The sequence below is a fragment of the Parendozoicomonas sp. 2304DJ65-17 genome, assembly GCF_058148445.1.
The window spans coordinates 350,339-374,403 of the sequence record NZ_JBYVJV010000004.1 but is presented as its reverse complement, the minus strand read 5'-3'; the positions used below and the strand labels follow the sequence as shown (position 1 = coordinate 374,403).

The following is a 24,065-nucleotide window of genomic DNA, read 5'->3' as shown; positions in this document are numbered from 1 at the left end:
GCGTTGAGCGTTGTAGCACCGGTTTGGGTAACACCTTTCTGTCAAACAAGGAGCTGTCATGGCCGCATTTTCATTCTTTATGCCCCCTGTAAACCACATGGGTGAAGGCTGCCTCGAAGGCGCGATGAATGATATCGTCAGCCTCGGTTTAACAAAAGCACTGGTTGTAACTGACGAAGTCCTGAACAAAATTGGTCTGGTTGCTGATGTGACTGAGCAACTAGGTGCCAAAGGTATTACCAGTGTTGTTTTTGATGGCACTCAGCCAAACCCAACCTGCGGTAACGTTGCTGAAGGTCTGAAGCTGCTAGAAGAGAACGGCTGCGACTTCGTTATCTCCCTGGGCGGCGGCTCTCCACACGACTGCGCGAAAGGTATTGCCCTGGTTGCCACCAATGGTGGTGCAATCAAGGATTATGAAGGTGTAAACGTATCTGCCAAGCCGCAATTGCCGCTGGTTGCTATTAACACCACTGCGGGTACTGCTTCTGAAATTACCCGTTTCTGCATCATCACTGACGAAGAGCGTCATGTGAAGATGGCGATTGTTGATAAGAACACCACTCCAGTGATGTCTGTTAACGATCCTGAGCTGATGAAGGGCATGCCTGCATCCCTGACTGCTGCTACTGGTATGGACGCTCTGACTCACGCTGTTGAAGCTTACGTTTCTACCATCGCCACTCCTGTGACCGATTGCAGCGCTCTGAAAGCTATCGAACTGATTGCCCGCTTCCTGCGTCGTGCTGTTGGTAACGGTGCGGATATGGAAGCCCGTGAGCAGATGGCTTACGCACAGCTGCTGGCCGGTATGGCATTCAACAACGCCAGCCTGGGTTACGTTCACGCTATGGCTCACCAGCTGGGTGGTTTCTACGATCTGCCTCACGGTGTTTGCAACGCGGTTCTGTTGCCTCACGTACAGGCTTACAATGCCCGTGTTCGGCCTGAGAAACTGGCCGACGTAGCTGTTGCTATGGGTGAAAACGTTGAAGGTCTGACCGATGTTGAAGCCGCTGAAAAAGCACTGGCTGCTATCAAGCGTCTGTCTGCCGATATCGGCATTCCCGCCGGCCTGACTGAGCTGGGCGTGAAGGAAGAAGACTTCGAAGTTCTGGCTACCAATGCCCTGAAAGATGCTTGTGGTCTGACTAACCCTAAGCAGGCGAATCTGGAAGAGATTATCGCTATCTACAGTGCTGCTATGTAAACACTGACTGGTTATAAAAATCAGATGAAAAAAAACCAGCATAAATGCTGGTTTTTTTTCATGGTGTTCGGCTTTAACTTTACACTTTGGTTGTTACAGCCGTAGTGATTTGATTGGAAAGTCCACCAACTAAATTGAGGACACCTTGCTGTTTCTCTCTGAGATCTTTCAGCTCAACTTTTAATTTATCAACCTCGGCCGTCAGGTCAGAGTTTTTTGCACCTGCGCTATTCAGCTCCTTCCTGATAGCTTCTTTTTCTTCGTTGAGTCTTGATGCTTCATCCTTTGCCGTCTGAAGTCTTCTTTCAAGAGCTCGCAGGTTGTGGGTCTTCTGGGTGTTGCCCTTATTGGCTTCCCTCAGTTTACTGTTTGCTGCGGCTAACGCTGTGCCAAAAGTTTCAGCCATTTTGTCCAGCTCTGTAAGTTCTTTTTTAGCTTCCAGAATCACTGCCCGCTCTCCGAAGGGAGCGCTACCGCCCATATAGAGAACATTGGGGGTATGTGTTCTGCAAACACGGCTCTTAATTGCCCTGTAGATAGCGGTGTTGCAAGCCAGCTCTTTCAGGTGGCTGCATGCATTCTTCAATTGTTTCCAGCCGCCGCTGACTACCTCTGCAGTATCCAGGGCTGCGTTCATCATGAAATTAAGACCGTCGTTAATTCTGTTCCCTATCACGCTCATAGCTGCACTCTCCGTGTTTAACTGTATGCCTTGAAGTCTATGGGTTGGGAGGGCTGTTCGCCATGCAACCATGGTCGCACCAGCAGTGGGGATAAGACCAAAGTCTAAAGGTTGATGCAGGTCAAAAGAGGGGTGGGTGGTATTGAGTATGATTCGCAATAACAATTCATAACATGAAATGCGGGTTCACGTAAAAATTCACCGGTCATTGTTGATGCGAACGCTTCTCATTGCCTCTATATTCTAAGCTGGCAGATTATGCAGCTCGACGAATAAACAGCAAATCTTGTTGTATGAACCTGCTCTGGTGGTCACAAGGCCGCCCCATGTTGCCAGAAGTAAGGAGTTCTTAATGTCATTAACACTGGGTGATCTGGATGTCGGCGATGCCGGCAGGGTATCGGGTTATGCCGGTGGCGGTGGCTATCGCCGTCAACTGCTGGCTATGGGGTTAACCCCTGGAACGGGGTTGAAAGTTGTCCGCAGAGCCCCGATGGGTGATCCGGTTGAGCTTGAGGTTCGTGGTTTTAGTCTAAGTCTGCGCCGGGATGAAGCCCAGTGCGTTCTAATCGAGAAGGAGGCATGCAATGGTGCAGGCGACTGTAGCTGTACTCGGTAACCCGAACTGCGGTAAAACAACTCTCTTTAACAGCCTGACCGGTGCCAAGCAGCAGGTTGGTAACTGGCCTGGGGTAACCGTTGAAAAGAAGACCGGTTCTTACGCTTTCGCTGGTCGTGATATTGAACTGGTTGACCTTCCCGGCACTTACTCCCTTGATGTTGGTATTGGTAATACCGCTATTGATGAAAAGCTGGCCCGTGATTATGTGCTGGCCGATGAAGCGGATCTCTATATCAACATTATTGATGCCGGCAACATTGAACGTAACCTTTACCTGACCACCCAGCTGCTGGAAATGAATCGCCCTATGCTGGTGGTTCTGAACATGATGGATGTGGCCGAGGAAAAGGGCGTAAAGATTGATGTCGAGGCGCTGGCCGAGCGTCTGGGTTGTGATGTCATTCCCGTTATTGCCAGTCGCAATAATGGTGTTGACCCACTTAAGAACGCGATAGAAACCTATCTGGCCGGTAAGCGTGACGAACGAGCAAAAGTTCGTTACACCGATGCCATTGAGAATGCTCTTGAGCAGCTAAAACCAGTTGTTGGTGTGAAAGCTGCCGAGCTGAATGTGTGCAAGCGCTGGCTTGCAGGCCGCCTGCTGGAAGGTGATCAGAGCCTCGAAAGCGTGATGCCAGCCGAAGCTATGGCTGAGGTGGTTGGTACCCGTAATGAGCTGCAGGCTGCTGGTGATGAAGAGGTTGATATTCTCTTTGCCGATGCCCGTTACCAGTTTATTGATACCCTGACCAGCGATACGGTTTCCCGTAGCCAGAGTATCAGTAAATCCCTGACCGAGAAGATTGACTCTGTTGTCCTGAGTCGCGCTTTTGGTCTGCCAATTTTCTTTGGCATTATGTACCTGATGTTCCTGTTCTCTATTCATGTGGGCAGCGCATTTATCGATTTCTTCGATATTCTGGTGGGTACCATTTTTGTGGATGGTATGCGCCATCTGCTGGAGAGTGTGGGATCTCCTGAGTTCCTTACCACCATTTTGTCTGATGGTATCGGTGGTGGTATCCAGACAGTTTCTACCTTTATTCCGGTTATTGCGGCTCTGTATCTGGCGCTGTCTCTCCTGGAAGATTCCGGTTACATGGCTCGTGCAGCCTTTGTTATGGACCGTGCCATGCGTGCACTGGGTCTGCCCGGTAAGGCGTTTGTTCCGGTACTGGTTGGCTTTGGCTGTAACGTACCGGCAATTATGGCAACCCGTACCCTGGAACAGGAGCGTGACCGCAAACTGACGATTCTGATGAATCCGTTTATGTCCTGTGGTGCCCGTTTGCCTGTATACGCACTGTTTGCGGTGGTGTTCTTCCCGGATAGTGGCCAGAACGTGGTATTTGCTCTGTACCTGACAGGTATTGCCGTAGCCGTCATCACTGGCCTGATTATGAAGCATACCCTGCTGCCAGGTGAGGCGACTCCTTTTGTAATGGAGCTGCCACGCTACCACTTGCCAACCCTGAAAGGCATTCTGCTGCGTACCTGGGATCGCCTGAAGTCCTTTATTGTTCGCGCTGGTAAAACTATTGTTATGGTGGTTGCGGTTCTGGGTGTTCTGAACTCCCTGGGTACTGATGGTTCTTTCGGTAACGAAAACACCGAGCGCTCCGTACTCAGCCATATCGGTCAGACAATTACTCCAGTCTTTGCCCCAATGGGTATGGAACAGGACAACTGGCCAGCGGCTGTAGGCCTGTTTACCGGACTGTTCGCCAAGGAAGCTGTGGTAGGTACACTGGATTCCCTGTACAGCAACATGTCTGAGGATGGTGAAGGCGAGCACGAGTTCGACCTGATGGCTGGCGTAAATGAAGCCCTGGTAACTATTCCTGAAAACCTGGCAGGTATTGCCGGTGCACTGGCTGACCCTCTGGGCCTGAATGTTGGCACTACCGACAATGTGGAAGAAGCCGCTGAAGAGCAGGGCGTAAGCGTAGGAACCTACGAAACCATGCGTACCCAGTTTGGCAGTGAAGCTTCTGCCTTTGCTTACCTGCTGATGGTTCTGCTCTATGCCCCTTGTGTGGCGGCCATGGGTGCGGTGAACCGTGAAGCCGGACGAGGCTGGATGTGGCTGGTAGGTGCCTGGTCTACTTATGCAGGCTACACTGTGGCGTCATCTTACTACCAGATTGTGACTTTCAGTCAGCATCCGGGTTCCTCTGCGAGCTGGCTGGCAGTGTTCGGTCTGATCTTTGTGGGTGTTCTGGCGGTTCTGCGAAAGGCAGGCAAACGGGAAGCCCAGCTGAATATGGCAGGTGCTGTTGGTGCTAAGTGATATCCGTCGCTTCCTGACATCGAAAGATGGGATGGTCAGCCTTTATGAGCTGGCCAACCATTTCGATACTGAGGAAGGTGTTATGTCTGGCATGCTTACCCACTGGCTGAGAAAAGGGCAGATTGTGAGAGTGGAATCTCCCTGCACTCAAGGCTGTGGCGGGTGTGACCGGGCTAACGACGGAGTGTGGTACCAATGGGTCAAGCCGGAGGCTGCTCCGGCTCTGATCTCTCTGGGAACCCCCTGTTCCCGGTAACGCTATCTCAGCGACTCCCTCCGCTGATTGAATGCAGAAGAGGGAGAAAATAAAGCTGTCGTAATCTTTTCAGGTTCGACGGCTTTTTTGTTTTCTTCTTCTTAGTTGGTGTTTCTTCCAGACTCGCGTTCTCCAGCCCCTCAGGCACAGGCTTAATACTGACAATGACTTCGTCTGGAGCAATGGCCCGGGTAAATGTGTATCCCCTGGCTTCTTTAGGCACGTGAAGGTCTGCCGGAATAAAAGACATGGGAGGGCGCTCCCCAGAAGGCAGGGCAAGGCTAAAAGGAGTTACACCAAGAAGGGTTAGTGTGATTGTGATTCTTAATGTTACAGATTTCATGGGGGTAACTGATCTCCCACGAGCGATATGCTTTGTAATGGAGGAGAATCAGTCTAGGAGAAAAAGAAAAAGAGGCCAGAAGGCTGCTGTGAGGGTCTGTAACGCTCTGTGAGCTTATGGAACTTTCCATAGAATGGCTCTGTCAAACCAATGTTACAGATATTGGTTATAAGCAGGGATGTCATTATGAGTATCAGCCCAATTCGAACGAAAACCCTTCTCCTTTCGGTCTTTGTCTGGTTTGCACTCGCACTGCCGGTTTATGCTGGAATTCTCGAAGATTTTCAGAGTCTTCGCGACGCGCTGGATGATGATAATTCCAATACATTATGTGCTGACTATGATTCATCCTCCCAAGCCTACTCGTATTGCGCTGCGCTTGTGAATATAGCGATTCTCTCATTTGATCAGGATGCTCTATCCCAAAAGACGACTTATATCCTGGAAGAATACAAGAATGCTATTCAGCATACTGGTCATGCTGAAAAGGCCATGGAGCAAGTTCTTAAGCATCAGCTACCGGCAGCAACTGTTAACAGAGGTGCAATAAAAGCCTATGAGACAACAGTTCGTATAAGCTCCTATGCACAGGATTCTTTTCAGGCCCTCATGGAAAATGTATTGCCGCAGGATAGAGAAGAGATTTCTTCCGTCCTGGTACCAGCTGATAACTATTTCTATGAGTTTGAAAGGCTCCAGAACGTTCTGGAAGATGTTGAGAGCACAACAACATACGGGCATAACTTTATCTGGGAAGCGGCTGCCCAATTCGTTTTATATCCTAGCTATTTAGAAGATGGTGGTTATAAAGACTGGTTTCAAATTACCATGGATATCTCTCCAGACGGGCCGCTATCTTTAGCTCAGAGATATGATCTGATGCTGGCGGTCCACCCACAGTTTTCTTCTGGAGATAATACTTTTTCAGGAAAGTGGCGGGTTCTTATAGAAAGCAGCTTGGATGCAACAGATCGTTATGCTGTTTTTTTTGTACGCAGTGAGAAAGAAGTTAACGCACTGGAAAAACTGATTTCAGAGCAATCAACGTTTCGAAAGGTAAAAAGCTACTGTCATGCGGGCGTGAATATGCCTTTGTTCAAATACTGGGCAACGGAGTCTCTGTATAAGTGTGCGGTGACTTTCGAGAAGGTCGATACGACAACAGCCACGCCAAACAATACGGTCAGTAAGTAGTTCTCTGGTAACGAATACTAACAGTCATGAGAGTCTGGCTAACAACCTCTTTCTTTTCACAATTCAATTTCATTCCAGAGACTTTAACAACCCCGTTAGTACCTTAAACAATCAAAGGTTCTCATTGAGCTACTTCCTATGAGAGCTGTCTATTGTCCTTCTTCGAGAAACTATATGGATGAGAGGGACAAGAGATGGCATATCGTGTTGATAAAACAAGTTTGCAAGGGACAGCAGAGGCGAGTGGTTATAGTAGTGACTATGACCATTTACAGGAAGATAAAGACAAAACAAGCCCTCCACCTCAATTCCAACATCGGAAAACCAAGCCTATTTTAGGGCCAGATGTTTACATCCCTGCAAATTCACCAACTGGAGCTGGAGCCCACAAGCGCACATTATCCGATTATCAATCCCAGGGGCACACAACTCGTCCGGATTATGTACGGAGTTATTCACATACAGGTCAGAGCTCTTTGCATGTTAGGGGGGGGAGTGGTGATGACAGCGCTACCGGTTTTCATACGCATACACTTTCTTCTCCCTATGGCAGTAAAACACTATACGGTAGTGGTCTTCTGTCGCCAGATACACCACAGACAGGAACCAGTACAGCATCTTCACGCACGTCTTCTTCCTTATCTATAGCGGATGAACTTGATGTTGACAGGCTGGAGCTTGACCAACTCATTAAGGAATTGAGCTCTTACTCAAGTAAAAATTATTCGGCGCAAAAAGGGTTGTTAATACTGTTTCTGGTTGACCCGGATATGGCCGAGTTACGAGACCGCATCCTGAAAACTCTTGATAGAAAAGAAAGCCGTTTCAGGAGAAAGCTAAAGAAGCTACAGCAAAGGCGTGAACTCAGTGATGTTGAGAAAAAACTGAAAGAGTTGCTTGAGTTATCGACTTCTAATGAAGTGAAAAAGAAAGACAAGAGTAAGCTGAGAACCAAAAAAGCAATAATTACTGATGCGGTTGAAAAGATGTACCCCACTTTCCGTTGTCTTCCTTCCGTGCCCCCCCAGTGCTGGGATGATGGTGCTGTTGCAGACAGATGTTCAGATACTTTGGCGCTTACAGAAGAAGAGATGAACGCCAATATGGCAGAACTGAATGCCATGCTTGGTCGCCTGACTTCTGCTAATGGTGGTATTGAATTGGGAGATATCACTGCCCCCAGTTCTGACAGAGTGCCTGACTTTGAAGTGCCACAATGCCCATGGGCTAAAGAGCCTGGTGAATATTTTATTCCTGTGGACGTCAACTTTACGCTGGATGGAAAGCCAAAAACAATTCCTGAAGAAAATCGCAGGCAATTGGCTAAGTTACTTTTTATCCGTCTTCATGGTGTTAAGGAATTTGCAGCATCCAGTGTTGAAAACTGGGGTGAGCTAGACCGGGAAACACAACAGCTGGTTATGAGTGAAATGCATAACGATGAGGAGTCCACCCTTAATGACGCAGGGCGATTTGATTGTGTTGTGAAACATTGTGGGGGGCTTAAACTGCCGCTGATACCGGTTTTTTCTACAGAAGATTTTAAAAGAACATATCAGCAAGCTATCGATGCAATGGTTGAACAGAAGTTTCTGGTTGAAGAGCAGGAACGCATCAAAGATCAGAAAAAGAAGAAACTTCCAAAAGCTGAAGCAGACACTCTAAAGGCTGAAATTTTGACTGGGGTGAAAAAGGAATATTCAGATACTCATGCCTCGGCGCAACAATTGATGGCAGTTTTGAGCCAGGTTATGGAGTATCCCGAGTCGGTATTAAGGCTTGTGACTGGGTGTGGTACTCAGGGAGCAATTAACGAAGTCACGCTATATTGCATACAGAGACTGTTTCCTGATTGTGATGTCACGATTAATGGCTTTAAAAGCAGTGACAGGTTAAACCGCGATCAGAAGCTTAAAGGCGGGATTGAAATTATTGACTGGGGTGAAGGGCAAATAGAGTTGCGTTGTCACCAGTTTGCAGACCGCTTTATATCAAACAGTATGGATAAAACCTCTTACAAAGCAGATTCTTATGTAACGTTGCGAGTGCTGGCTGTTTGCAAGGATGATGAAGTGACTATTTCTAAGGTTGGCATTGATATTGATGTGAAAAGACACCTGACGAAGTCACAGGTAGAACATCTGGAAGAAAATAAAGAAAAATATATTGCTCAGGCAAGAGATCGGGGAGCATTGACCTGGGAAGCTCTAAAGGATCGCCCTGCATCTGCCAAGTGTGATAATGCACGAAACACTCAAGTTAACAATATGGCTGCAGCTATTATTGCAGATCCGAGTATTGTATTTGAGGTTGTCGGTGCTCCTGAAGAACAGACAATGCTGAAGGGCTTGGCTGAAATGAGTTACTTTAGTGATCCGGAAAGCTCTGCAGAAGAGAAGAGGACAGAGGCTGTTAAAAGAGGGCTTGTAAACTGTTATTCCGTGAAATATCCAGGTATCGGCATAACCCGAAAACTGCCCCGGCATTTGTGTGAGCACAGAATTGATGGCAAGGGAGTGGATTTAGGTTCCGGTGAATCTCATGCGCGGCTTATTCGCATAGGAGATGGTCAGCGTGTGTCGACTAATGTATCGCAATCCAAAACCCATCTTGTTGAGGCTGAACCACCAAGACGGGTAGTTCGCCATAAATCCAGTGATGACCTACTCCGTGTTCATATTATTCCGTCAGGTGATGAGCTTGAAGAAGAGGAGTTGCCTGTTCATCCTGATGAGCAGAAGCTTGAGAAGAAGAAAATAGTAAGAGACTTTCATCGGTCCATGCGAATCAGGGAAAGAAAAAAGCTTCTAATAGATATTCGTGTGCCTAAGTCTGTTCGTGAAAAGCTGGCCGATGCATTACAAATCACAGTGTCAAAAAAGATGACGTCTATTATGGCTCAACTAAGAACAATGGATCAGATGAGCCCGGTGAATCCAATGTGGGAACAAGAGCTTGCTGGATTCTGTCGACTGAAACAAATTGGTGATAGTGATATTGAAAAAGTACTGGAGTACGCAAGAGCCTACTATGCGGTCAAGCCAACGTCACCAGAGACCCCTCTTGTAACGGGTACGAGACGAAGAAGGTTGAAAAGGGATGCCGGTGGCGGTTCTTTACCTTCTTTAGCTCATCACAAAATAGGGACATCTGGGAGTGAAGCTTCTAAAGAACGCCGTGTTAGTGAACAACCGTTGCACTCATTAGAGACGCAAACACAGTATCGTTCTGAAAGGGATCTCCCAGCGAGAGTGGTTACAAAACCTGTTCCTGTTATCGTTATGCATAGAGAAATGCCCAGACCGTTAAGCCCGCTTGTTGACGTTCCCACACCGAAAACGGCATCCGATGCAGGGGCTTCCTTCCATGCGTCATCAAAGTTTGATCCCCTGACTTTGTCGTTGTATCAGGCTGGTAACTCAGAAATACGTAGACAACAGATTGTGAGTTATGTTTCTGATGTTAATAGCGAACTGTCTGCTTATCAGCATAGCTCTGGTGCAACGCTCAGAGGCTTAAGTGATTTGGCAGAGGAAAAGCGAGAGAGACTTGTTTCTTGTTTAACAGAAGTGCCGACCTTAGATAATGATGAGAGACGGTGGCTGATGAAAACTTATGATCAAACAAGGAACTTCACACCAATGAAATCTGAGGGTGTAGAAACATTTGTCTGATTAAAAATTGACGTTGTTTTTTTTACTCATATCGTAAGAAAACAAGTTGTCAAAATAATGATGGAAATTCTCGCTTACCTTATATAAGCAGTGACCTGAATTAGAATTAACAGGATGGTTTTTCTAGGGCAGTCTTATGAGCGGGTCAGAGCTAGGACCTATCAGGGGAGGGCAGCATGCTGGGTTCCACGGCAAGGCTGTGGAGTCTGCTCCCCTTGATGTTGTTGGCAGCCACAAAGGCAAAAAGGTTTCCAAATCAAAGAATCCTTTTAAATATATTCTTAAAGCGATTACCTCCCCGTTCTCTAAACCGAACAAGAAAGTCATTGAGCGATCAGTCTCTTTTTCAGAACAGCGGCCAACGGGTACAGCTGGTCTTAAACGAAGTGAATCTTTTTCTTCTCCCAAAACACCTCAACCGGAGGTTCAGCAAAGCCATCCCAAGCAGTTCAGTGTTCCAGGACCCGTTAAGGATGGGAAAGGGCGAATTGATGCCGATGCTACTGCTAAAAACGTGATGCAGCAGCTGAACGTTCTGGTACTTGGTTCAAGTAAAGCGGCGGGTTCAGCAAAAGCTTTTGAAAAGGGATTTATAAGACTCGACCCCAAATCTCTTGCGGTTATGTTTACTCAGGTATTATCCAAGTCCCTGGCGGCAGAACATTTGAGTAAATATGCTCCTAAGTTAGCAACAGAAGGGCGTCAGGCACTTGATGAAGTTCACAAGGATATGCAACAACAGGCAGATACTTTAATAGCGGATGTGCTTAAAGCGTACCCCAAGCTGAATAAAAACCTTGCCCGTGAAGATAAGCAGGCCATAAGTCGTGATGCTCAGGCTGCTGCTTTCCGAACAATGCAGAAGGAAGTGTGGACAACTACGGATGTTCAGGGCCTTGCAGAAAGTGTTGATCCGGACTTTGAACGCTTGGCGACCTGGGCAGAAACCCCAGAGAAAAAGCCGGGAATTCCACAACGCTTTAAACCAATGGTTGCTGCCAAAAAAGCACACGTAAAATCTTCAACGCCCCCACCTGATAAGGGCATAAGAGAGCGAACCACTGCGCAAACAGAAAACACCCAGAAAAGCCTTGTAAAAGCAAAAGATGCGGCCAGGAGCAAAGCCGTAGAGCAGCGCGCTATCAGGCCAGCTTCTCACGCAACCACATCATCTATTTACCGTCCACGGAAACAGTCGTTTATTCCTGTACAGAGCGAAGTTATTCCCCAGAGACCCAGTGCAGCAAAAAAGAAATTGCAGACAGTGGTAGAAAAAACGGTCCAAGAGAGTGTTCAACCGCAGAAGCCTGTTGATACTCCTGTTCAAAATAAAACGGAGGAACAGAAAGCTCCTTCCCAGCCTGATATCATTCAGCCAGAAACCAAAGTTGCTCCCCTTGCTCCTGAAATAGTTCCTGAAACAGTTTCTAAATCTGTTTCTCAAAAGGTACCAGAGATTGTGCAGGAAACTGTATCTCAGCAAGAGCCTGTAGTGAGTAAAGACAACACTGTTTCAACCTCTGCTCCTGAAGGGGTAACAACTACTGGGGAATCGCAGGATTCAACCAAGCTTATTGGAGATCTTCTTGATAATGAATTAAATCCCCATCTTTCTAAGAATGATACCGGTGTAGCCATGCACCTGTTCGTGACTCTGGTTGATAAAGGTGCCTCAGAGGAAGAGGCCCGAACAGCAACAATTGCGTACCGGGATGCAATTGTTGATAACAAATCAGTGACCAGTGACAAGGCCCTGACTGTTGGTATAGAAGTTTACAACTGGCTTATTGATGAAAATGGTTATGAAGAGTCTGATGTGGTGGAAGCCGGGAAGACATTAGCGAAATGGTTAGAAGCAGATAAAAGTGTGGACGATGCGGTTGCAGCACTTACAGAATGGCTGGATGAAGGGATTGCAGAGAATAATGGTTGGGGTGATGATGAATGGGATGAAGATCCTGATGACTCAGGAGTTATTACGCAGCCAACAGCTGTACAGTCACCACCAGATGCTCCTGAACCCCCACCGCTTCCGCCAATATCTCCTTTGGTTTCATCGCCTTCCCAGACAGTAACCACAAGTAGCCCTGTTGCCCCTAAAGTGCAGGAACAGCTCTCAACAGATTCTCGACAGGATCTTCTGGCGGCAATCCGGAAGAGGCAAGGTAAGCCGGTTAAAAAAGAGGAAAGTGGTGGAAAAGAAAGCTCGAAGGCTATAAGCGGCAGTGATACTTCTACGGAAGAGAAAACTGGCGTAACTCAAACGGTTGAGCCAAAGGAACAAGAACCTTCAGATGGCCGGCAGAATCTTCTGGCTGCTATTCGCAAAGGAAAGAAGCTTAGGCACGTTAGTTCTCCAGACGATAAGAAGAAAGAAGTCGCTGAAGGTGGAGATGCTGCAGTGCAGGCCTTAAAGAATAGAGTGAAGACAATGGGAGTCGAACCCCAAAAAGAGCTGACGGATAAGCTAGGGGCGATCTTCGAGGAGTTTTTCTATGACTCTGGTGGTGAATTGAATCCGGAAGATCACCCGCAGCTCCGGGAAGATTTGCAATCAGCCTTGGAAGGCTCCGATCTGGCTGTTGATATTGGAGTATTTTCCCAAAAGGCTTTGAACCAACTGATTGGTGATATTCACTACAAGCAGGGGGAAGCGAGTCGGGTTCTCGAGGATACCATCGATGACTGGATCAGCGAACAACTGTTTCCTACTGAAGAGTGATGCTTAGGAGCCGCTGTTAAGCAGCCCCGAACTGTTTTTCCAGGTGCTCAATAATTGCCCCTGATTCATACATCCAAGTACTGCTGCCATCGTCGTTTGTAATTTTCAGGCAGGGAACCTGAACCTTTCCACCTTGTTCCTCTAACTCCTTTCGGAAAGGGTTATCACTGTTCGCGTCACGATACTCAATATTCAGGTTGAGGCGGTGAATGGCTCTGCGGGTTTTGATGCAGAATGGGCAGCCAAAGAACTGATAAAGAGCCATTTGGGCTGTTTCACTGTCCACCTGCTTTTGTTCCTGCTCTGGGCGTTTCATCTTGCGCGGGCGAGTCAGTACATCGATACCGGCAATGGTATAGCCCAGTGCATTTCTTACAATCTTCAGAATCATCAATACACCCCTGAAAAATTTCATATTTTCTGCTGGTTACATGCAGGGGTATTGTACGGATAGTTGTTGGTTTTGGCTCGGTTTTCCGAATTAACTTTGCCAGTAAATCTGGCTCCACTGTTGCTGTTCCTGTTTGCTCAGAAAGCTCCAGGCCAGCAAATGGCTGATTTTCTGTCCCTGACTCATTTTTATAACTTCAATCTGTTTCGCTCCCAGTTTTTGAAGAGCTTTTCTCAGCGGGTAGAGATTATCTTTTTTGGAAACCAGACTGGTAAACCAGCAAACCTGTTGGGAGAAGTCAGCACTTTCTTTAATCGTCTGTTTCAGAAAACGGATTTCTCCACCTTCACACCAGAGTTCAGCTTTTTGCCCGCCGAAATTTCTCTTGTTCTTGAGATCTGTCTGAGCGTTTTGATTTTTGACTTTCAGGTTGTTCCATTTTCTCAGACTGCCAGCTTGAGCTTCAGCAAGTGAGGCATGGAATGGTGGATTGCAGAGAGTGATATCAAAATGGTTGGATGGTTTGATAATGCCCTGAAAGATAAGTTTGCTGTTTTTCTGATGAACCACTTTGATCTGTTTACTCAGGCCGGGATTACCCTGAGCAATGAGACTGGCTGTTTTCACGGAAACAGGATCAATATCGGAGGCCATAAACTGCCAGCCGTAACTCCGGCTGCCAATAATGGGGTAAATACAGTTGGCACCTGTACCGATATCCAAAGCCCGAATCTTCTGTCCTTGAGGAGGTGTTCCATTGTTAGCAACTGCCAGAAGGTCTGCCAGATAATGAATATAATCTGCACGACCGGGAATGGGGGGGCACAAATAGCCTTTGGGGATTTGCCAGTTAGGCACCTGATAATAATGAGCCAGCAGAGCTTTATTCAGGCAGAGCACGGCTTGTTCAGAACTGAAATCGACTGTTTTTTCCCCTGCAGGGTTCTGATGAATAAAGGCATCCAGCTCAGGAAGTGCTGTGCACAAAGCATTAAGATCATACCGCCCCTGATGTGGGTTTCTGGGATGAAGTTTGGTTTTTTGGGGTTTTGAAGAAGCTTTGGGATTTGGACGGGTCAAAACAGAAAGTTCATAAAATCAGAAAGGCTGTATTCTACCTTCTGGGTGAAGGAGGCGCTAATGCGCGACTCCTGATTTATTTGGGAATCAGCAGGGCTTCCTGATCCAGAGTTTTTCCGGTTTGTTCTATGGCTCGAAGAACTCGCTGGGTATCCCTATCATTACTCTGATGAAGTTTTTCTAGGTTAACGTAAGGGTATTGGTCAGCCGCTCGCTGGGTACTGCCTTGCCGACTTGTCAGGCGAGTTTCAAAATCATCAGGTATAAACATTCGAGCCTGAGGTAGGTGTTCTTTCAGTCTCAGATAGTTACATAAGCCCACATAGTCATAGTCCGGGAATAACCATATTTCCGGAGCTCTCTGGCGGAATGTCAGCCAGCGCAACAGGGAATCTGCCAGCTGACCTTTGTAATACAGCAGGCAACCAAAGTTTTCCCGCCCAAGCATTTGCTCGGGGTAGTGTAACGGTTCAATGTTTTCTATCAGGGCCAAAGGCTGGTCACAGGCCAGATCATCTTCCGGATGAAAAGTCAGTGATATAGGGCCCGAAAACTGGCAAAGCTGGTTGAGTTCGATTTTGTCTTCTGGATTACCCAAATGGTACCAGTGGCAGGTTTTCCAAGTATTCAGCAAGTAATATTTGTAATCTGAGCCTTTGGGCATAGAGTTCTTCGCATGTAGTTTTTCTGTGTTAACTCTGCTCATCCTTGAGCAGAGTTCGATTCAGTCAGATTGAAGCTTCAGCGTTGTCCACTGATGATGCTGCTTCTGCTTTCATCATTTTAGGCTCCAAAGTAATCCAGTTTTCCTGATTGACCACCAGAGCCTGCTGACGCTTGATGCCTGTGTGAGCTTTCACCACATCAATACCATAACGAGCCAGATCGACCGCATAAACGGAAGTCAGTAGCGGAGTAAAGCCCAGAACCTCCGCGCTTTCCAGCAATTGGCGGGCGTTAGCGGAGTCAACACTGGCAATTTCATCAATAGTGAACAGCAAACGCTGATTGAGAGCATATTTAGAATCCATCATATGACGGATTAGATACATCAGTGTCATCAGTTTCAGCGTGCTTCGGGTGCCGGTAGAACCCGCATCATCAATCTTCTCGTAACGCTTTAACTCGCCGGTGGTATCTTCAATCTCAAAGGAGACAGTGAAAATATCGGAAAGACTCAGGGATTCACTGATGCGGCTGGCAATAATGCGCGTGGAATCCATGGCTTTTTCTTCGTTAATCACCGGATTGTCGAAGCTCAAGCCTGGCTGATCTTCTTCAAGCAGTTGACCGGTGTCGACTATATAACGAATAGCATCATAGAGTTCCTGCACTGGCTGCAGCAGAATGCGGAAGTGTTTCAGGTTGGAAACCTTGCGTCGAGAGATACTGCGGTTAAATTTATTAACCTGTTGCTCCAGGCGCAGGTAATCCTGCAGGAAGTCATTCAGTACACTGGAGAGTTGGAGTATTGCGGTTTTGCGATATTTCACCAGCATCTGTTCAACTTCCGGGCGGGCTTCCCAGTCTTCCAGTACTTTGCGCCATGCAGCTTCTGCCGTCGCCTCGGATTCCGCAGCACGATAACCCTTCAAACGAATATTTGAGTAAAGGGTTTGCATGCGTAAGGTAGCATCGTGGGTGATCTGCCATTGCTCACGATACAGCTCGATGCGCTCTTCCAGATCACGTTCAGTAAAGTTCTCTGAAGGGCGAATAATATCCGGCCAGTTATCCTCCGGTGCTTTCAGTTGTTCCCATTGGTCGCAGACCTTTCTGCGGCTGGCACTGAGTTTGGTGAACTCTTCTCTTTGTTGCTCGTTATCACGGCTGAGTTGTTCCAGCTGCTCCCGTAATTCGGTGACATCTGCATCATGCTGGTGGATTTCTTCCACCAGTGTTGCACGCTGTTCAACCCAGCTTTCATATTCGGGAATACTGTCCTGCCAGGCAGTCCAGTCAGACACTTCACGTTCCCGGCGGGTAATTGTGCTGCGAACCTGTTTCAATTCTTCACGTATTTCCTGATGATCCAGCAGGGCGCTTAGACGCTGGTCGAGTTCATTCAGGCGAAGCTCTTCTTCCTCAAGCTGCTTTTGCAGATCCTGTTTGTTCTGCACCAACCCGCGGGGAGCCGGAAGTTCATTCAGGTGAATACGATAACCATCGCTCTGGAAAATATCGTCTTGTATCCGGGCAAGTAGTTGCTGTGCTTCCTCAACCAGATGTTGTTCATTATCGAGATCCAGCACCGGATGGTCATCGGTCACCGGCAGCATTAACAAACCTTCGTTCATCAGTTTGCCAAGCTGAACAACGGCTTCTTCAGAGAAGTGACGCCCCAGCAGTGCGGCAAGAGTTTCATCCGCAGACATAGCCGCTTCCAGCTTGTCTATGCGTTGCTCTTGCTGTTTCATTTCCCGGCGTAAAGAATCTTCGTTACCACCAAGGTTGGCGACACCGAGCTGGCCGCCAAGCTTTTCTTCTCGGGTTCTGAGTTGTTCGATATCTGCACGTACGCTGTTGATGTCGTACATATCGCCCAGTTCGGTAAAGGCTCTGGCGCTTTTCTCGTGACGATTAATTCGCTCAACCAAGCGAGCTTCTTCGCGGTTTTTCAGATCTTTCTGATGGCGGGCGCTGGCTTCTTTTTCTTTCAGGCTATCTGCAGTTTGTTGCGCAGAGGCAAGAGTATGAGCCAGCTTTTCAATGCGTTGCTCAATATTTTCAAACCAGTCCTGGTAATCGCTTTCGATATCATCCTGCAGGGCGAAAACAATTCCCGCTGCTTTTTCCCGTTTCAGCCCTGCCTGACGCATGGCATCAACTTCTGGAGCAGACGCACCCAAGGCATCAAACTCTCGCTTCAGACGTTCATACTCGGCGAACACTTCCTCTTTTTTCTGGTGGAAGTTAATCGCGCCCTGAGTCATGTCGTTGGCAGACAGCTGCGGCGAGAACACATCCAACAGTGACTGTTTGATCATGCCAGCATTGATTTCAGACTGGGTGATCAAGCTGACAAACAGGTTTTTAAAGACCTGATACCGGCGGATACCACCAACCGGAACAAGATCAAGTACGGCTCGGGTTTTGCTGCTGATAGCACCTTGTCCACCACTGATCAGAACTTCTACATCCTGCGGGCTGAGCAGGGTGACTTTTTCGCTAACAAGAGCGATACGCTGACGAACATCGGCAAATTTCAGTGGTGTTCGATCGTTAAAGAAATGTTCGCGCTTAAATTCACCGCGGTAAATAAAGTGCTGGTAACGATGACCGCTGGCGGAACCTTTACCGGCAATACCCAGCACCCATGGTCCGTGTGGTGTGGTTATCTGGGTAATGATGTAGCTGTTGTCGTACGGGAAATAGAATTTCCGGGTAACGTCTTTGGCGTATTTTTCAAACTTACTGCCCATCATATTGGGCAGGAAGATAAACTGCAGGGCGTTAATGGCCGTGGATTTTCCTCGGTTATTGGAACCGAAGAAGGATACGGAGCGATCCAGTGGCAGCTCACCCCAGGCGTAAGTACCAGACTGAATCAGGTATAGGCGGGTCATCCCATAACGATTATTCAGAGGGCTGGTGGATTCGCTCATTCTTCGCCCTCCATGGCCTGATCAGCAGTTTCGGAATCGCTGACTTCTTCTTTCTCAAGTTCTGCGCTGTTTTCAGCAACCTGTTCTGCAGCTTCAAGAAAACGGCTGATAGGTTTCAGAAAACGAACATGTTCTTCTGATGTGATATGGCACAGGCCACGACGTGCCATCCATTCCAGCAGAGTGATAACTGCATTTCTGCTGCCTAGATCAGCTTGTTCATACAAATCGGAATAGTGGCGGCGGGTGTCATCAATTAAGCGCAGTTCAATAGTTTCGCCAGTAATGGTGGCGGCAGGATCGTAATTATTGTCCTGCAGAAAATCGATCAGAGTATAAATCAGGAGGGCGACTTTTCGGCTGGTGTTTAGAGATTGGCCGGTCACACTGTCTGGGTAAACAAAGTAGAAAAAGCCGTCGGGATGATAAATCAATTCATAGCCCAGCAGTGCAAACAGGTGGGTGTAGCTGTTGCGGTGACGTTCCAGCTCTTTGTACAGAGCAAACTGGTCAGGGCTATCCGCTGATAGATGTGTGCCTTCACGCAGGCGGGTATAAATTTGCCGACCGTGTGGCAGATGTGTGCCCAGAGTTTCATCCAGAAGCAGTTGCGGAGCTACAGAACCAGCAATACTTTCAGGTTGTGAGTCTTGCCACTCTGTTGCTTCTGCCTCTTGCTGGAGAGTTTCCGGGCTGTCATTCATGGTAAATATACTTGTATCGTTCAAAGTTGAATTCAAATTGTTCTGCTATCGCTTAACTGGATTCGAGCGTCAGTGTCCGTCTTTCCATTGTCAGAAAGTGATCACGGGTTTCGTAACGACTGGAGCTGCCTGCAACGATATGACTGTGCAGGTTTTCGGTTTCATTGGTTAATCGAACCAAAAACTCCAGTAACTGGCGTGTGTCCAACGTCGGATAGTTTTCTATTAACCATGCCATGCAATCATTGACCGGAAGAGCCTTTTTAATAGCATGGCTGACCATGGCAAAGGTAATCGGTTCCTCGCCTTCCTGTTCTATGACTTCAGGAATATCAAACTGCCGGGACTCCAGCGCTGTCAGCTCACTGAGATAAGCGACAAGGGAACTGTTGCTGTCGGTCAGGTTTGGCCTTGTACGGCCGGTCAGGGGTACCTTGGCAGGGCTGATGGCATAACGGAATTTCTTACGACGCATTTCCGCAATCGCTATAGCCGCTCCGCGGGTTAATGCAGAGTTGCGTTGGAATCTTCGATAGATAGGCTCCAGCAGGCGTGAGCAGCGATCAATGCTGTAACGAAGTCCTGAACGCAAATCCAACAAGCGTAAATTCAACCGGGCCAGACGGGTGCTTTCTGAAAAACCAATGTTATGGCGAGCCTGCTCCATATAATCCAGCAAACTGTGCTCGATAGCCTTGAGGGTCTGCTCGTACTCGCCTTGCACATCTAACATATCAGCGGTGGGCTGAACATATTGGGTCCAGGCTTCCAGAGCCTGGGCATAACGGGCTTTCAGTGGAATACTGCGGGAGGAGTTTTTAGCATCCTCAATAATTCGCAGAATTGCCTGCTCATTATTCTTCAGCTCACGGTGAACATCCCGGAAGCGACGATCAAGCTGGCTGGTGTAACGAACTACCAGGTAATTATCTTTCGCTGAAAGAGCCTGTCCCAGCTGTTTGGTTAATCTGAGCAGGTCATCAATCTTGGCTTTCAGTGAAACAGAGAGCCCCAGTTGTTGTTGATCGGTAATTAACTCAACAATATCCAGAATGGTCGGATTCAAATCAAACTGATTCTCTGACCGGGCCACAGGAATAAGAATTTCCAGCTGACAAAGCTTGGTGAACAGTTCACTCAGATCTGGATCGGTATGCTCTTCTGGTTTGTCTTTCATGCAACTGTGAGCCACATCCATAAACTCTCTGGATGAAAAACTCAGAGAGCCAAAGTTGCGGTGCAGGGCATCAATAAGATCAATATGCTGTTGAAGATTGCGGAGAAATTTTTTGACGTACTCCACTGTTTATCCGCTGTCTTGTAAAAGGCCTAAGCTAGCAGACTTGCCTAAGCCTATAAAGAGAGGAATTGTTCTACCGGCTACAGTAGAGATTCAGTTATTAACAGGGCTTGCCGTTAACTGAGAAAAACCGGGCCGCCGCCAAATTGCCAGAATATTGCTGAACCCACCTTCATGCACACCAGTAACACCAAGCCAGCACAAACCAATGCTGAAGCAAACATAAACCCACGTTCAAAGGGGATTCCCATAACATGGGGCATACCTATAAACAGAAGATAAGTCGCATAACCGATGCCAGCAATTATTCCGAACAAAGTGAGTGGCAGAGAGGGATAGAGTGCCAGAAGGCCGCAAAGGTAAAGAGGTGTCGCCACATAGGCAGCGAAAATTATACAGCGTTGGTAAGAGGGACTACTGCCAAAGGTTTGCGCCATCCAGTGGGCAAAGATCCCCATAACAATGATGGCGCCGATAATGGCAAAGTACGACACAAAGCTCATAAACATGGCGCTGGCTGCAGTCAGCTTGACTGGATCTAACCCGGTAAGGGACCAGCCGACTTCTGTTGCACCAATATATGAAGCAGCACCTGGTATGGCAGCAAGAACGATGAGATGCCAGAGATAGTCGTGGCCATGATCTCTGATTTCACCATTAATCCTGTCCCATTCTTCGTGAGGGTGGGACATCATCCCCCAGATATGATGGAGCATAACCGTACCTCAATTGGATTGTGTTTCTTTGACTTTAGACTGTGGATCCATTGTTCTGAGTATGCGCTTGCACCGGGCTGTAAGCCGCTAAACGCAACACGAACTTAACCAGTAAAGACTAGGCTGTATTGCAAACCCTTCTCATGCTTTTGCTTTATATAAATCGGGTAGTTATTCGAAAGAAGTATTTAAGTCAGAAATGAGTATCAAGAGATTCATCTAGTGTTTAAGTATTCATAACGTGCAAAGGGTATTACCACTCCTAAGTTCACAGGCTGTGGGTTGGAGTGCTTTACAGGAGTAGCAGTATGAAGCAACACCACTACATGTTTGATTCTCTGGATGATTTACAAAGGGCTTGCTGTGATCTTGAAGATATAGGTGTCGCCCATGAATCATTACATGTCGCCCACAAAGATCGGATATCCGTTGAGAAGCGTTACTTGAACAGTGTTGGTGAGTTGGAAGAGACAGACCTAATTCACACAGGGTTGCGAGGTTTTCTTTTTGGTATTATCGCCGCTGTTTTCTTTGGTCTGCTGTCCTGGAACTGGTTTGGAACCCATGAGTTAGGTGGGGTGATCACCGGATTCGTGACTTTTGTAACCCTTGGCTTTTTCACCTGGGTTGGTGGCTTAGTAGGCATTAATCATGATAACTGGCGACTGTCGCCTTACCATGACCTGCTGGAGCATGGTAAGGGCTTGTTGCTGGTGGATCTAACCCCAGAACAGGAAGTGGAAGTCACAAGATTTATGGCTGCGCTTCACAGGGAAGGTCGCCACATTGGGGAGTGTTCATCTCTGGAGTCCCCCTTTGAAGGTGGTTGGCATCTCCAGCTTCATAAATCCAGAGAAGCAGCCTGATAGCTGCTCCCCAAACTACCGGAAAGGACTGCCGGAACTCAGGTCACAGCCCAGCTACTGTGACCTGATCGCTTTCTTTTCTGGTAAAACGGTAAATAAGGTTTGGTTCACTGGCAATGTAGACATCGCCATTATCGTCCATGGTGACACCTTCGGCCTGCGGAACAAACTGATCAAGTCTTGGAATAATACCAAGCCCAAGAGTGCTGACGACCCTTCCATCCATATTCACTTCAATCAATTGTCGGGACTCATCGCTGAGAACCAGCATATTGCCTGAGCGACTGTCGTAGTGAAGCCCGGAAAGGTCGCTGCTTTCTGATGTAACCGCATCATTCATTTCATCGTGATGATCGATCTCTACAGAATGATTTAAGCCATCTTCAGAGAACCCCTTTACACTGTATAGCGTCATTGGGTCACGCTCTTTAACCACCCATACGCTGTCTTCGGATGTATCCCAGGCTAATCCCTCAAAGCCTTTGTTCTTTCCGGATTTGATGCCAACACCAACTTTTGGATTCTCTTCGTATACGATTTTGCTGGTGTCTTCAGTGACTTGAATCTGAACTATGCTTTGACGACGCTCATCGGCTACCAGATAACGATTACCTCCAGCCCAGGTGATGGCCTCAAGATCTTCAAATCCTTCCATTTCTATCGTTCTTAACAGATTCCCGTCCCGATCAAGCTCAATGATTTGTGCAGGGCCATTGATCACGGAAAACAATGTTTTGGTGTCGTCGTTCCAGGTCAGGCCAGACAAGTTGTCATTGACCCCACTAATAGCATGAATATCGCTGTCCATCTCATAATCATTGAGCCAGACAGAAGCATTCTTTGTCTTTTCAGAGGTCGTCAACCCAAGGTAAGTTCTGTAGATGGCGTCATCCAGATCAAGGACGTGGGATAAACCTACAGCCAGACCCAGTGAGACAACAGCCAAGCCAGATTTGGAAAAGACTTTTTTGCGTAAGGAGCTCAAAACTGAATTCATTATGAAAAGACACTGTAGAGGGAAGATAGGCGTAAGTGTGCAACGGGCTATGTGAATAAAAGATGAATAAACCCTGAAGAGTTTCTTACTGCGGAATGACAATCAGGCTAAAGCAGCTGAAGCCGGCTTTAACTGAGCCAGATCATAATAATTTCAATGAACTAAGCTGTTGACGCAAAAACGGGGATCTTTGAAATGCTCTCACTCTCTGAAAGTTTGTTAACTGCTGAATATATGGGACGGCCGGTTGCCTTGTATAAGCAGCTCCATAAGCTGGGGCCGATTTATTATGACGCCAATCATGAGTTCTGGATTGTCAGTGGGTTCGATTTAGTATCCGGCCTGCTACGCCACCCGGATATAAGTTCCAACCGTGAAGGGATGAGTTCTCGCCGGTTTGAAGGTGTTGAAAGAAGCAAAGTCAGGGCTGCGATGGATGCGTTGGGGCGCTCAATGTTGATGATGGATCCGCCAGAGCACACCCGATTACGTAAGATGGCAAATCCGCTAATGGGGCGGGAGAGGGTTGAGAGTTGGACTACGGATATAAAAGATATATTTCTAAAGCTTCTGGTTCCCTGCAAAGAGAAGGGTGAGTTTGATCTTGTTCATGAAGTGAGTGAACTCTATCCAACGGAAGTTATTTTCAAACTGTTTGATGTACCTGAAGCTTTACGCCCGAAATACCGGGAGTGCACCTGGCGCTCTATGAAGTATTTCGGATTCAATTTGAGTGAACTTTCGATGTCCATGGCTATGGACAGTGTTGCTGCATCCAACCAAACCCGTAGTTACCTGATCGAGTTGTTGAAGCAGCGATGCGAACATCCGGGAGATGATCTGCTCAGTGAACTGGCTGCTTATGTTGTCAGCGGAGAAGCAGAAATGGATGAAATGACCCGTATGGCCAGCTTGATTGTGAATGCCGGGCATATAACAACAATTGATCTGCTTGCTAACGGGGTTTATCAGTTGTTAAAGCACCCTGATCAGTGGCAGTTGTTGAAAGAACAGCCTGAACTTGTTGGGCAGGCTGTTGAAGAAATCCTTCGTTATGACTCTTCAGTTCCCTTTACATTTCGTCGCGCCACAAATGATATTGATGTTCCTGGCGGCACTATTCGGAAAGGGGATTTTGTCGCCTTGGGGCTTGCGGCTGCGAATCATGATCCTGTTATTAATGATGATCCGGATGTATTTGATATTACACGGCCAAAGGTTCGCCATGTTTCTTTTGGGCAGGGAGTGCATGCCTGTTTAGGGGCGAATCTGGCTCGGTTGGAAATGAAAACGGCTCTTACTGCACTGGTTCAACATATGCCAGAACTACGGTTTGCAGAACATCCTGAGCCTTATATGAAAAGCGACACTCTTGTTTTTAAAGGGTTTCATGCTTTGCCGCTGGCTTGCTGA

19 protein-coding genes are annotated in these 24,065 nt (G+C 47.5%); 9 read left to right on the top strand and 10 right to left on the bottom strand.

From position 1 onward, the window contains the following. Positions 1-58: 58 nt before the first annotated feature. Positions 59-1,210, top strand: a complete 1,152-nt coding sequence (gene yiaY / locus ACY2RR_RS13620; RefSeq protein WP_490108701.1) for an L-threonine dehydrogenase — start codon at positions 59-61, stop codon at positions 1,208-1,210. A 79-nt stretch (positions 1,211-1,289) separates the two neighbouring features. Here the strand turns inward: yiaY and ACY2RR_RS13615 are convergent, their stop codons facing one another. Continuing rightward, a complete protein-coding gene (locus tag ACY2RR_RS13615) occupies positions 1,290-1,850 on the bottom strand; it encodes a hypothetical protein (RefSeq protein WP_490108700.1) in 561 nt (186 codons plus the stop codon). Positions 1,851-2,244: 394 nt separating this feature from the next. Between ACY2RR_RS13615 and ACY2RR_RS13610 the strand changes: the two genes are divergently transcribed. Genes ACY2RR_RS13610 through ACY2RR_RS13600 form a run of 3 tightly spaced genes read left to right on the top strand, consistent with a single transcriptional unit; the run spans position 2,245 to position 5,060 of the window. Then, positions 2,245-2,511, top strand: a complete 267-nt coding sequence (locus tag ACY2RR_RS13610) for a FeoA family protein (protein ID WP_490108699.1) — start codon at positions 2,245-2,247, stop codon at positions 2,509-2,511. Beyond that, positions 2,480-4,804 carry a Fe(2+) transporter permease subunit FeoB gene (gene feoB, locus ACY2RR_RS13605; RefSeq protein ID WP_490108698.1) on the top strand — a complete coding sequence of 775 codons (2,325 nt, stop codon included), beginning with the start codon at positions 2,480-2,482 and terminating at the stop codon, positions 4,802-4,804. The genes ACY2RR_RS13610 and feoB overlap by 32 nt, the downstream gene beginning before the upstream one ends. Continuing rightward, positions 4,794-5,060 (top strand): FeoC-like transcriptional regulator, encoded by a 267-nt coding sequence (locus tag ACY2RR_RS13600; RefSeq protein WP_490108697.1) that lies wholly within the window; start codon positions 4,794-4,796, stop codon positions 5,058-5,060. Before feoB ends, ACY2RR_RS13600 begins: the two co-directional genes overlap by 11 nt. 7 nt (positions 5,061-5,067) lie before the next feature. Here the strand turns inward: ACY2RR_RS13600 and ACY2RR_RS13595 are convergent, their stop codons facing one another. After that, on the bottom strand, positions 5,068-5,403 hold the full coding sequence (locus ACY2RR_RS13595; protein ID WP_490108696.1) for a hypothetical protein: 336 nt from the start codon (positions 5,401-5,403) through the stop codon (positions 5,068-5,070). Positions 5,404-5,589: 186 nt separating this feature from the next. Between ACY2RR_RS13595 and ACY2RR_RS13590 the strand changes: the two genes are divergently transcribed. From ACY2RR_RS13590 to ACY2RR_RS13580, 3 genes are all read left to right on the top strand, one after another. Further along, on the top strand, positions 5,590-6,597 hold the full coding sequence (locus tag ACY2RR_RS13590) for a hypothetical protein (protein WP_490108695.1): 1,008 nt from the start codon (positions 5,590-5,592) through the stop codon (positions 6,595-6,597). A gap of 194 nt (positions 6,598-6,791) precedes the next feature. Beyond that, entirely contained in the window at positions 6,792-10,271 is a 3,480-nt protein-coding gene (locus ACY2RR_RS13585) for a hypothetical protein (RefSeq protein ID WP_490108694.1), read from the top strand. A gap of 136 nt (positions 10,272-10,407) precedes the next feature. Further along, positions 10,408-12,993, top strand: coding sequence for a WH2 domain-containing protein (locus tag ACY2RR_RS13580; RefSeq protein ID WP_490108693.1), 2,586 nt, complete (start codon positions 10,408-10,410; stop codon positions 12,991-12,993). Positions 12,994-13,009: 16 nt separating this feature from the next. Here ACY2RR_RS13580 and ACY2RR_RS13575 read toward each other — a convergent pair whose 3' ends face one another. From ACY2RR_RS13575 to ACY2RR_RS13545, 7 genes are all read right to left on the bottom strand, one after another. Further along, a complete protein-coding gene (locus ACY2RR_RS13575) occupies positions 13,010-13,384 on the bottom strand; it encodes a glutathione S-transferase N-terminal domain-containing protein (RefSeq protein WP_490108692.1) in 375 nt (124 codons plus the stop codon). Between the two features lie 90 nt (positions 13,385-13,474). After that, positions 13,475-14,464, bottom strand: coding sequence for a 23S rRNA (adenine(1618)-N(6))-methyltransferase RlmF (gene rlmF / locus ACY2RR_RS13570; RefSeq protein ID WP_490108691.1), 990 nt, complete (start codon positions 14,462-14,464; stop codon positions 13,475-13,477). A 76-nt stretch (positions 14,465-14,540) separates the two neighbouring features. After that, a complete protein-coding gene (locus tag ACY2RR_RS13565) occupies positions 14,541-15,128 on the bottom strand; it encodes a hypothetical protein (protein WP_490108690.1) in 588 nt (195 codons plus the stop codon). Positions 15,129-15,192: 64 nt separating this feature from the next. Further along, a complete protein-coding gene (locus ACY2RR_RS13560; protein ID WP_490108689.1) occupies positions 15,193-18,069 on the bottom strand; it encodes a hypothetical protein in 2,877 nt (958 codons plus the stop codon). Beyond that, positions 18,066-18,773: a condensin complex protein MksE gene (locus tag ACY2RR_RS13555; RefSeq protein ID WP_490108688.1), complete on the bottom strand. Its 708-nt coding sequence runs from the start codon at positions 18,771-18,773 to the stop codon at positions 18,066-18,068. The genes ACY2RR_RS13560 and ACY2RR_RS13555 overlap by 4 nt, the downstream gene beginning before the upstream one ends. Before the next feature lie 52 nt (positions 18,774-18,825). Continuing rightward, positions 18,826-20,076, bottom strand: coding sequence for a hypothetical protein (locus ACY2RR_RS13550; protein ID WP_490108687.1), 1,251 nt, complete (start codon positions 20,074-20,076; stop codon positions 18,826-18,828). Between the two features lie 113 nt (positions 20,077-20,189). Next, positions 20,190-20,789: a Yip1 family protein gene (locus ACY2RR_RS13545; RefSeq protein ID WP_490108686.1), complete on the bottom strand. Its 600-nt coding sequence runs from the start codon at positions 20,787-20,789 to the stop codon at positions 20,190-20,192. Between the two features lie 308 nt (positions 20,790-21,097). On the opposite strand from ACY2RR_RS13545, the gene ACY2RR_RS13540 reads away from it, so the two are divergent. Continuing rightward, positions 21,098-21,655, top strand: a complete 558-nt coding sequence (locus tag ACY2RR_RS13540; RefSeq protein ID WP_490108685.1) for a hypothetical protein — start codon at positions 21,098-21,100, stop codon at positions 21,653-21,655. 43 nt (positions 21,656-21,698) lie between these two features. Here the strand turns inward: ACY2RR_RS13540 and ACY2RR_RS13535 are convergent, their stop codons facing one another. Beyond that, positions 21,699-22,652, bottom strand: coding sequence for an SdiA-regulated domain-containing protein (locus ACY2RR_RS13535; RefSeq protein ID WP_490108684.1), 954 nt, complete (start codon positions 22,650-22,652; stop codon positions 21,699-21,701). A 195-nt stretch (positions 22,653-22,847) separates the two neighbouring features. Here ACY2RR_RS13535 and ACY2RR_RS13530 point away from each other — a divergent pair, with 195 nt between their 5' ends. Then, complete coding sequence (locus tag ACY2RR_RS13530; RefSeq protein ID WP_490108683.1) at positions 22,848-24,065, top strand: cytochrome P450; 1,218 nt, start codon at positions 22,848-22,850, stop codon at positions 24,063-24,065.

Coding starts and splice junctions, on each gene's coding strand:
- yiaY (WP_490108701.1), top strand. CDS start 59: ATGGCCGCATTTTCATTCTTTATGCCCCCTGTAAACCACATGGGTGAA.
- ACY2RR_RS13615 (WP_490108700.1), bottom strand. CDS start 1,850: ATGATGAACGCAGCCCTGGATACTGCAGAGGTAGTCAGCGGCGGCTGG.
- ACY2RR_RS13610 (WP_490108699.1), top strand. CDS start 2,245: ATGTCATTAACACTGGGTGATCTGGATGTCGGCGATGCCGGCAGGGTA.
- feoB (WP_490108698.1), top strand. CDS start 2,480: ATGGTGCAGGCGACTGTAGCTGTACTCGGTAACCCGAACTGCGGTAAA.
- ACY2RR_RS13595 (WP_490108696.1), bottom strand. CDS start 5,403: ATGAAATCTGTAACATTAAGAATCACAATCACACTAACCCTTCTTGGT.
- ACY2RR_RS13590 (WP_490108695.1), top strand. CDS start 5,590: ATGAGTATCAGCCCAATTCGAACGAAAACCCTTCTCCTTTCGGTCTTT.
- ACY2RR_RS13585 (WP_490108694.1), top strand. CDS start 6,792: ATGGCATATCGTGTTGATAAAACAAGTTTGCAAGGGACAGCAGAGGCG.
- ACY2RR_RS13580 (WP_490108693.1), top strand. CDS start 10,408: ATGAGCGGGTCAGAGCTAGGACCTATCAGGGGAGGGCAGCATGCTGGG.
- ACY2RR_RS13575 (WP_490108692.1), bottom strand. CDS start 13,384: ATGATTCTGAAGATTGTAAGAAATGCACTGGGCTATACCATTGCCGGT.
- ACY2RR_RS13565 (WP_490108690.1), bottom strand. CDS start 15,128: ATGCCCAAAGGCTCAGATTACAAATATTACTTGCTGAATACTTGGAAA.
- ACY2RR_RS13560 (WP_490108689.1), bottom strand. CDS start 18,069: ATGAGCGAATCCACCAGCCCTCTGAATAATCGTTATGGGATGACCCGC.
- ACY2RR_RS13555 (WP_490108688.1), bottom strand. CDS start 18,773: ATGAATGACAGCCCGGAAACTCTCCAGCAAGAGGCAGAAGCAACAGAG.
- ACY2RR_RS13545 (WP_490108686.1), bottom strand. CDS start 20,789: ATGCTCCATCATATCTGGGGGATGATGTCCCACCCTCACGAAGAATGG.
- ACY2RR_RS13540 (WP_490108685.1), top strand. CDS start 21,098: ATGAAGCAACACCACTACATGTTTGATTCTCTGGATGATTTACAAAGG.
- ACY2RR_RS13535 (WP_490108684.1), bottom strand. CDS start 22,652: ATGAATTCAGTTTTGAGCTCCTTACGCAAAAAAGTCTTTTCCAAATCT.
- ACY2RR_RS13530 (WP_490108683.1), top strand. CDS start 22,848: ATGCTCTCACTCTCTGAAAGTTTGTTAACTGCTGAATATATGGGACGG.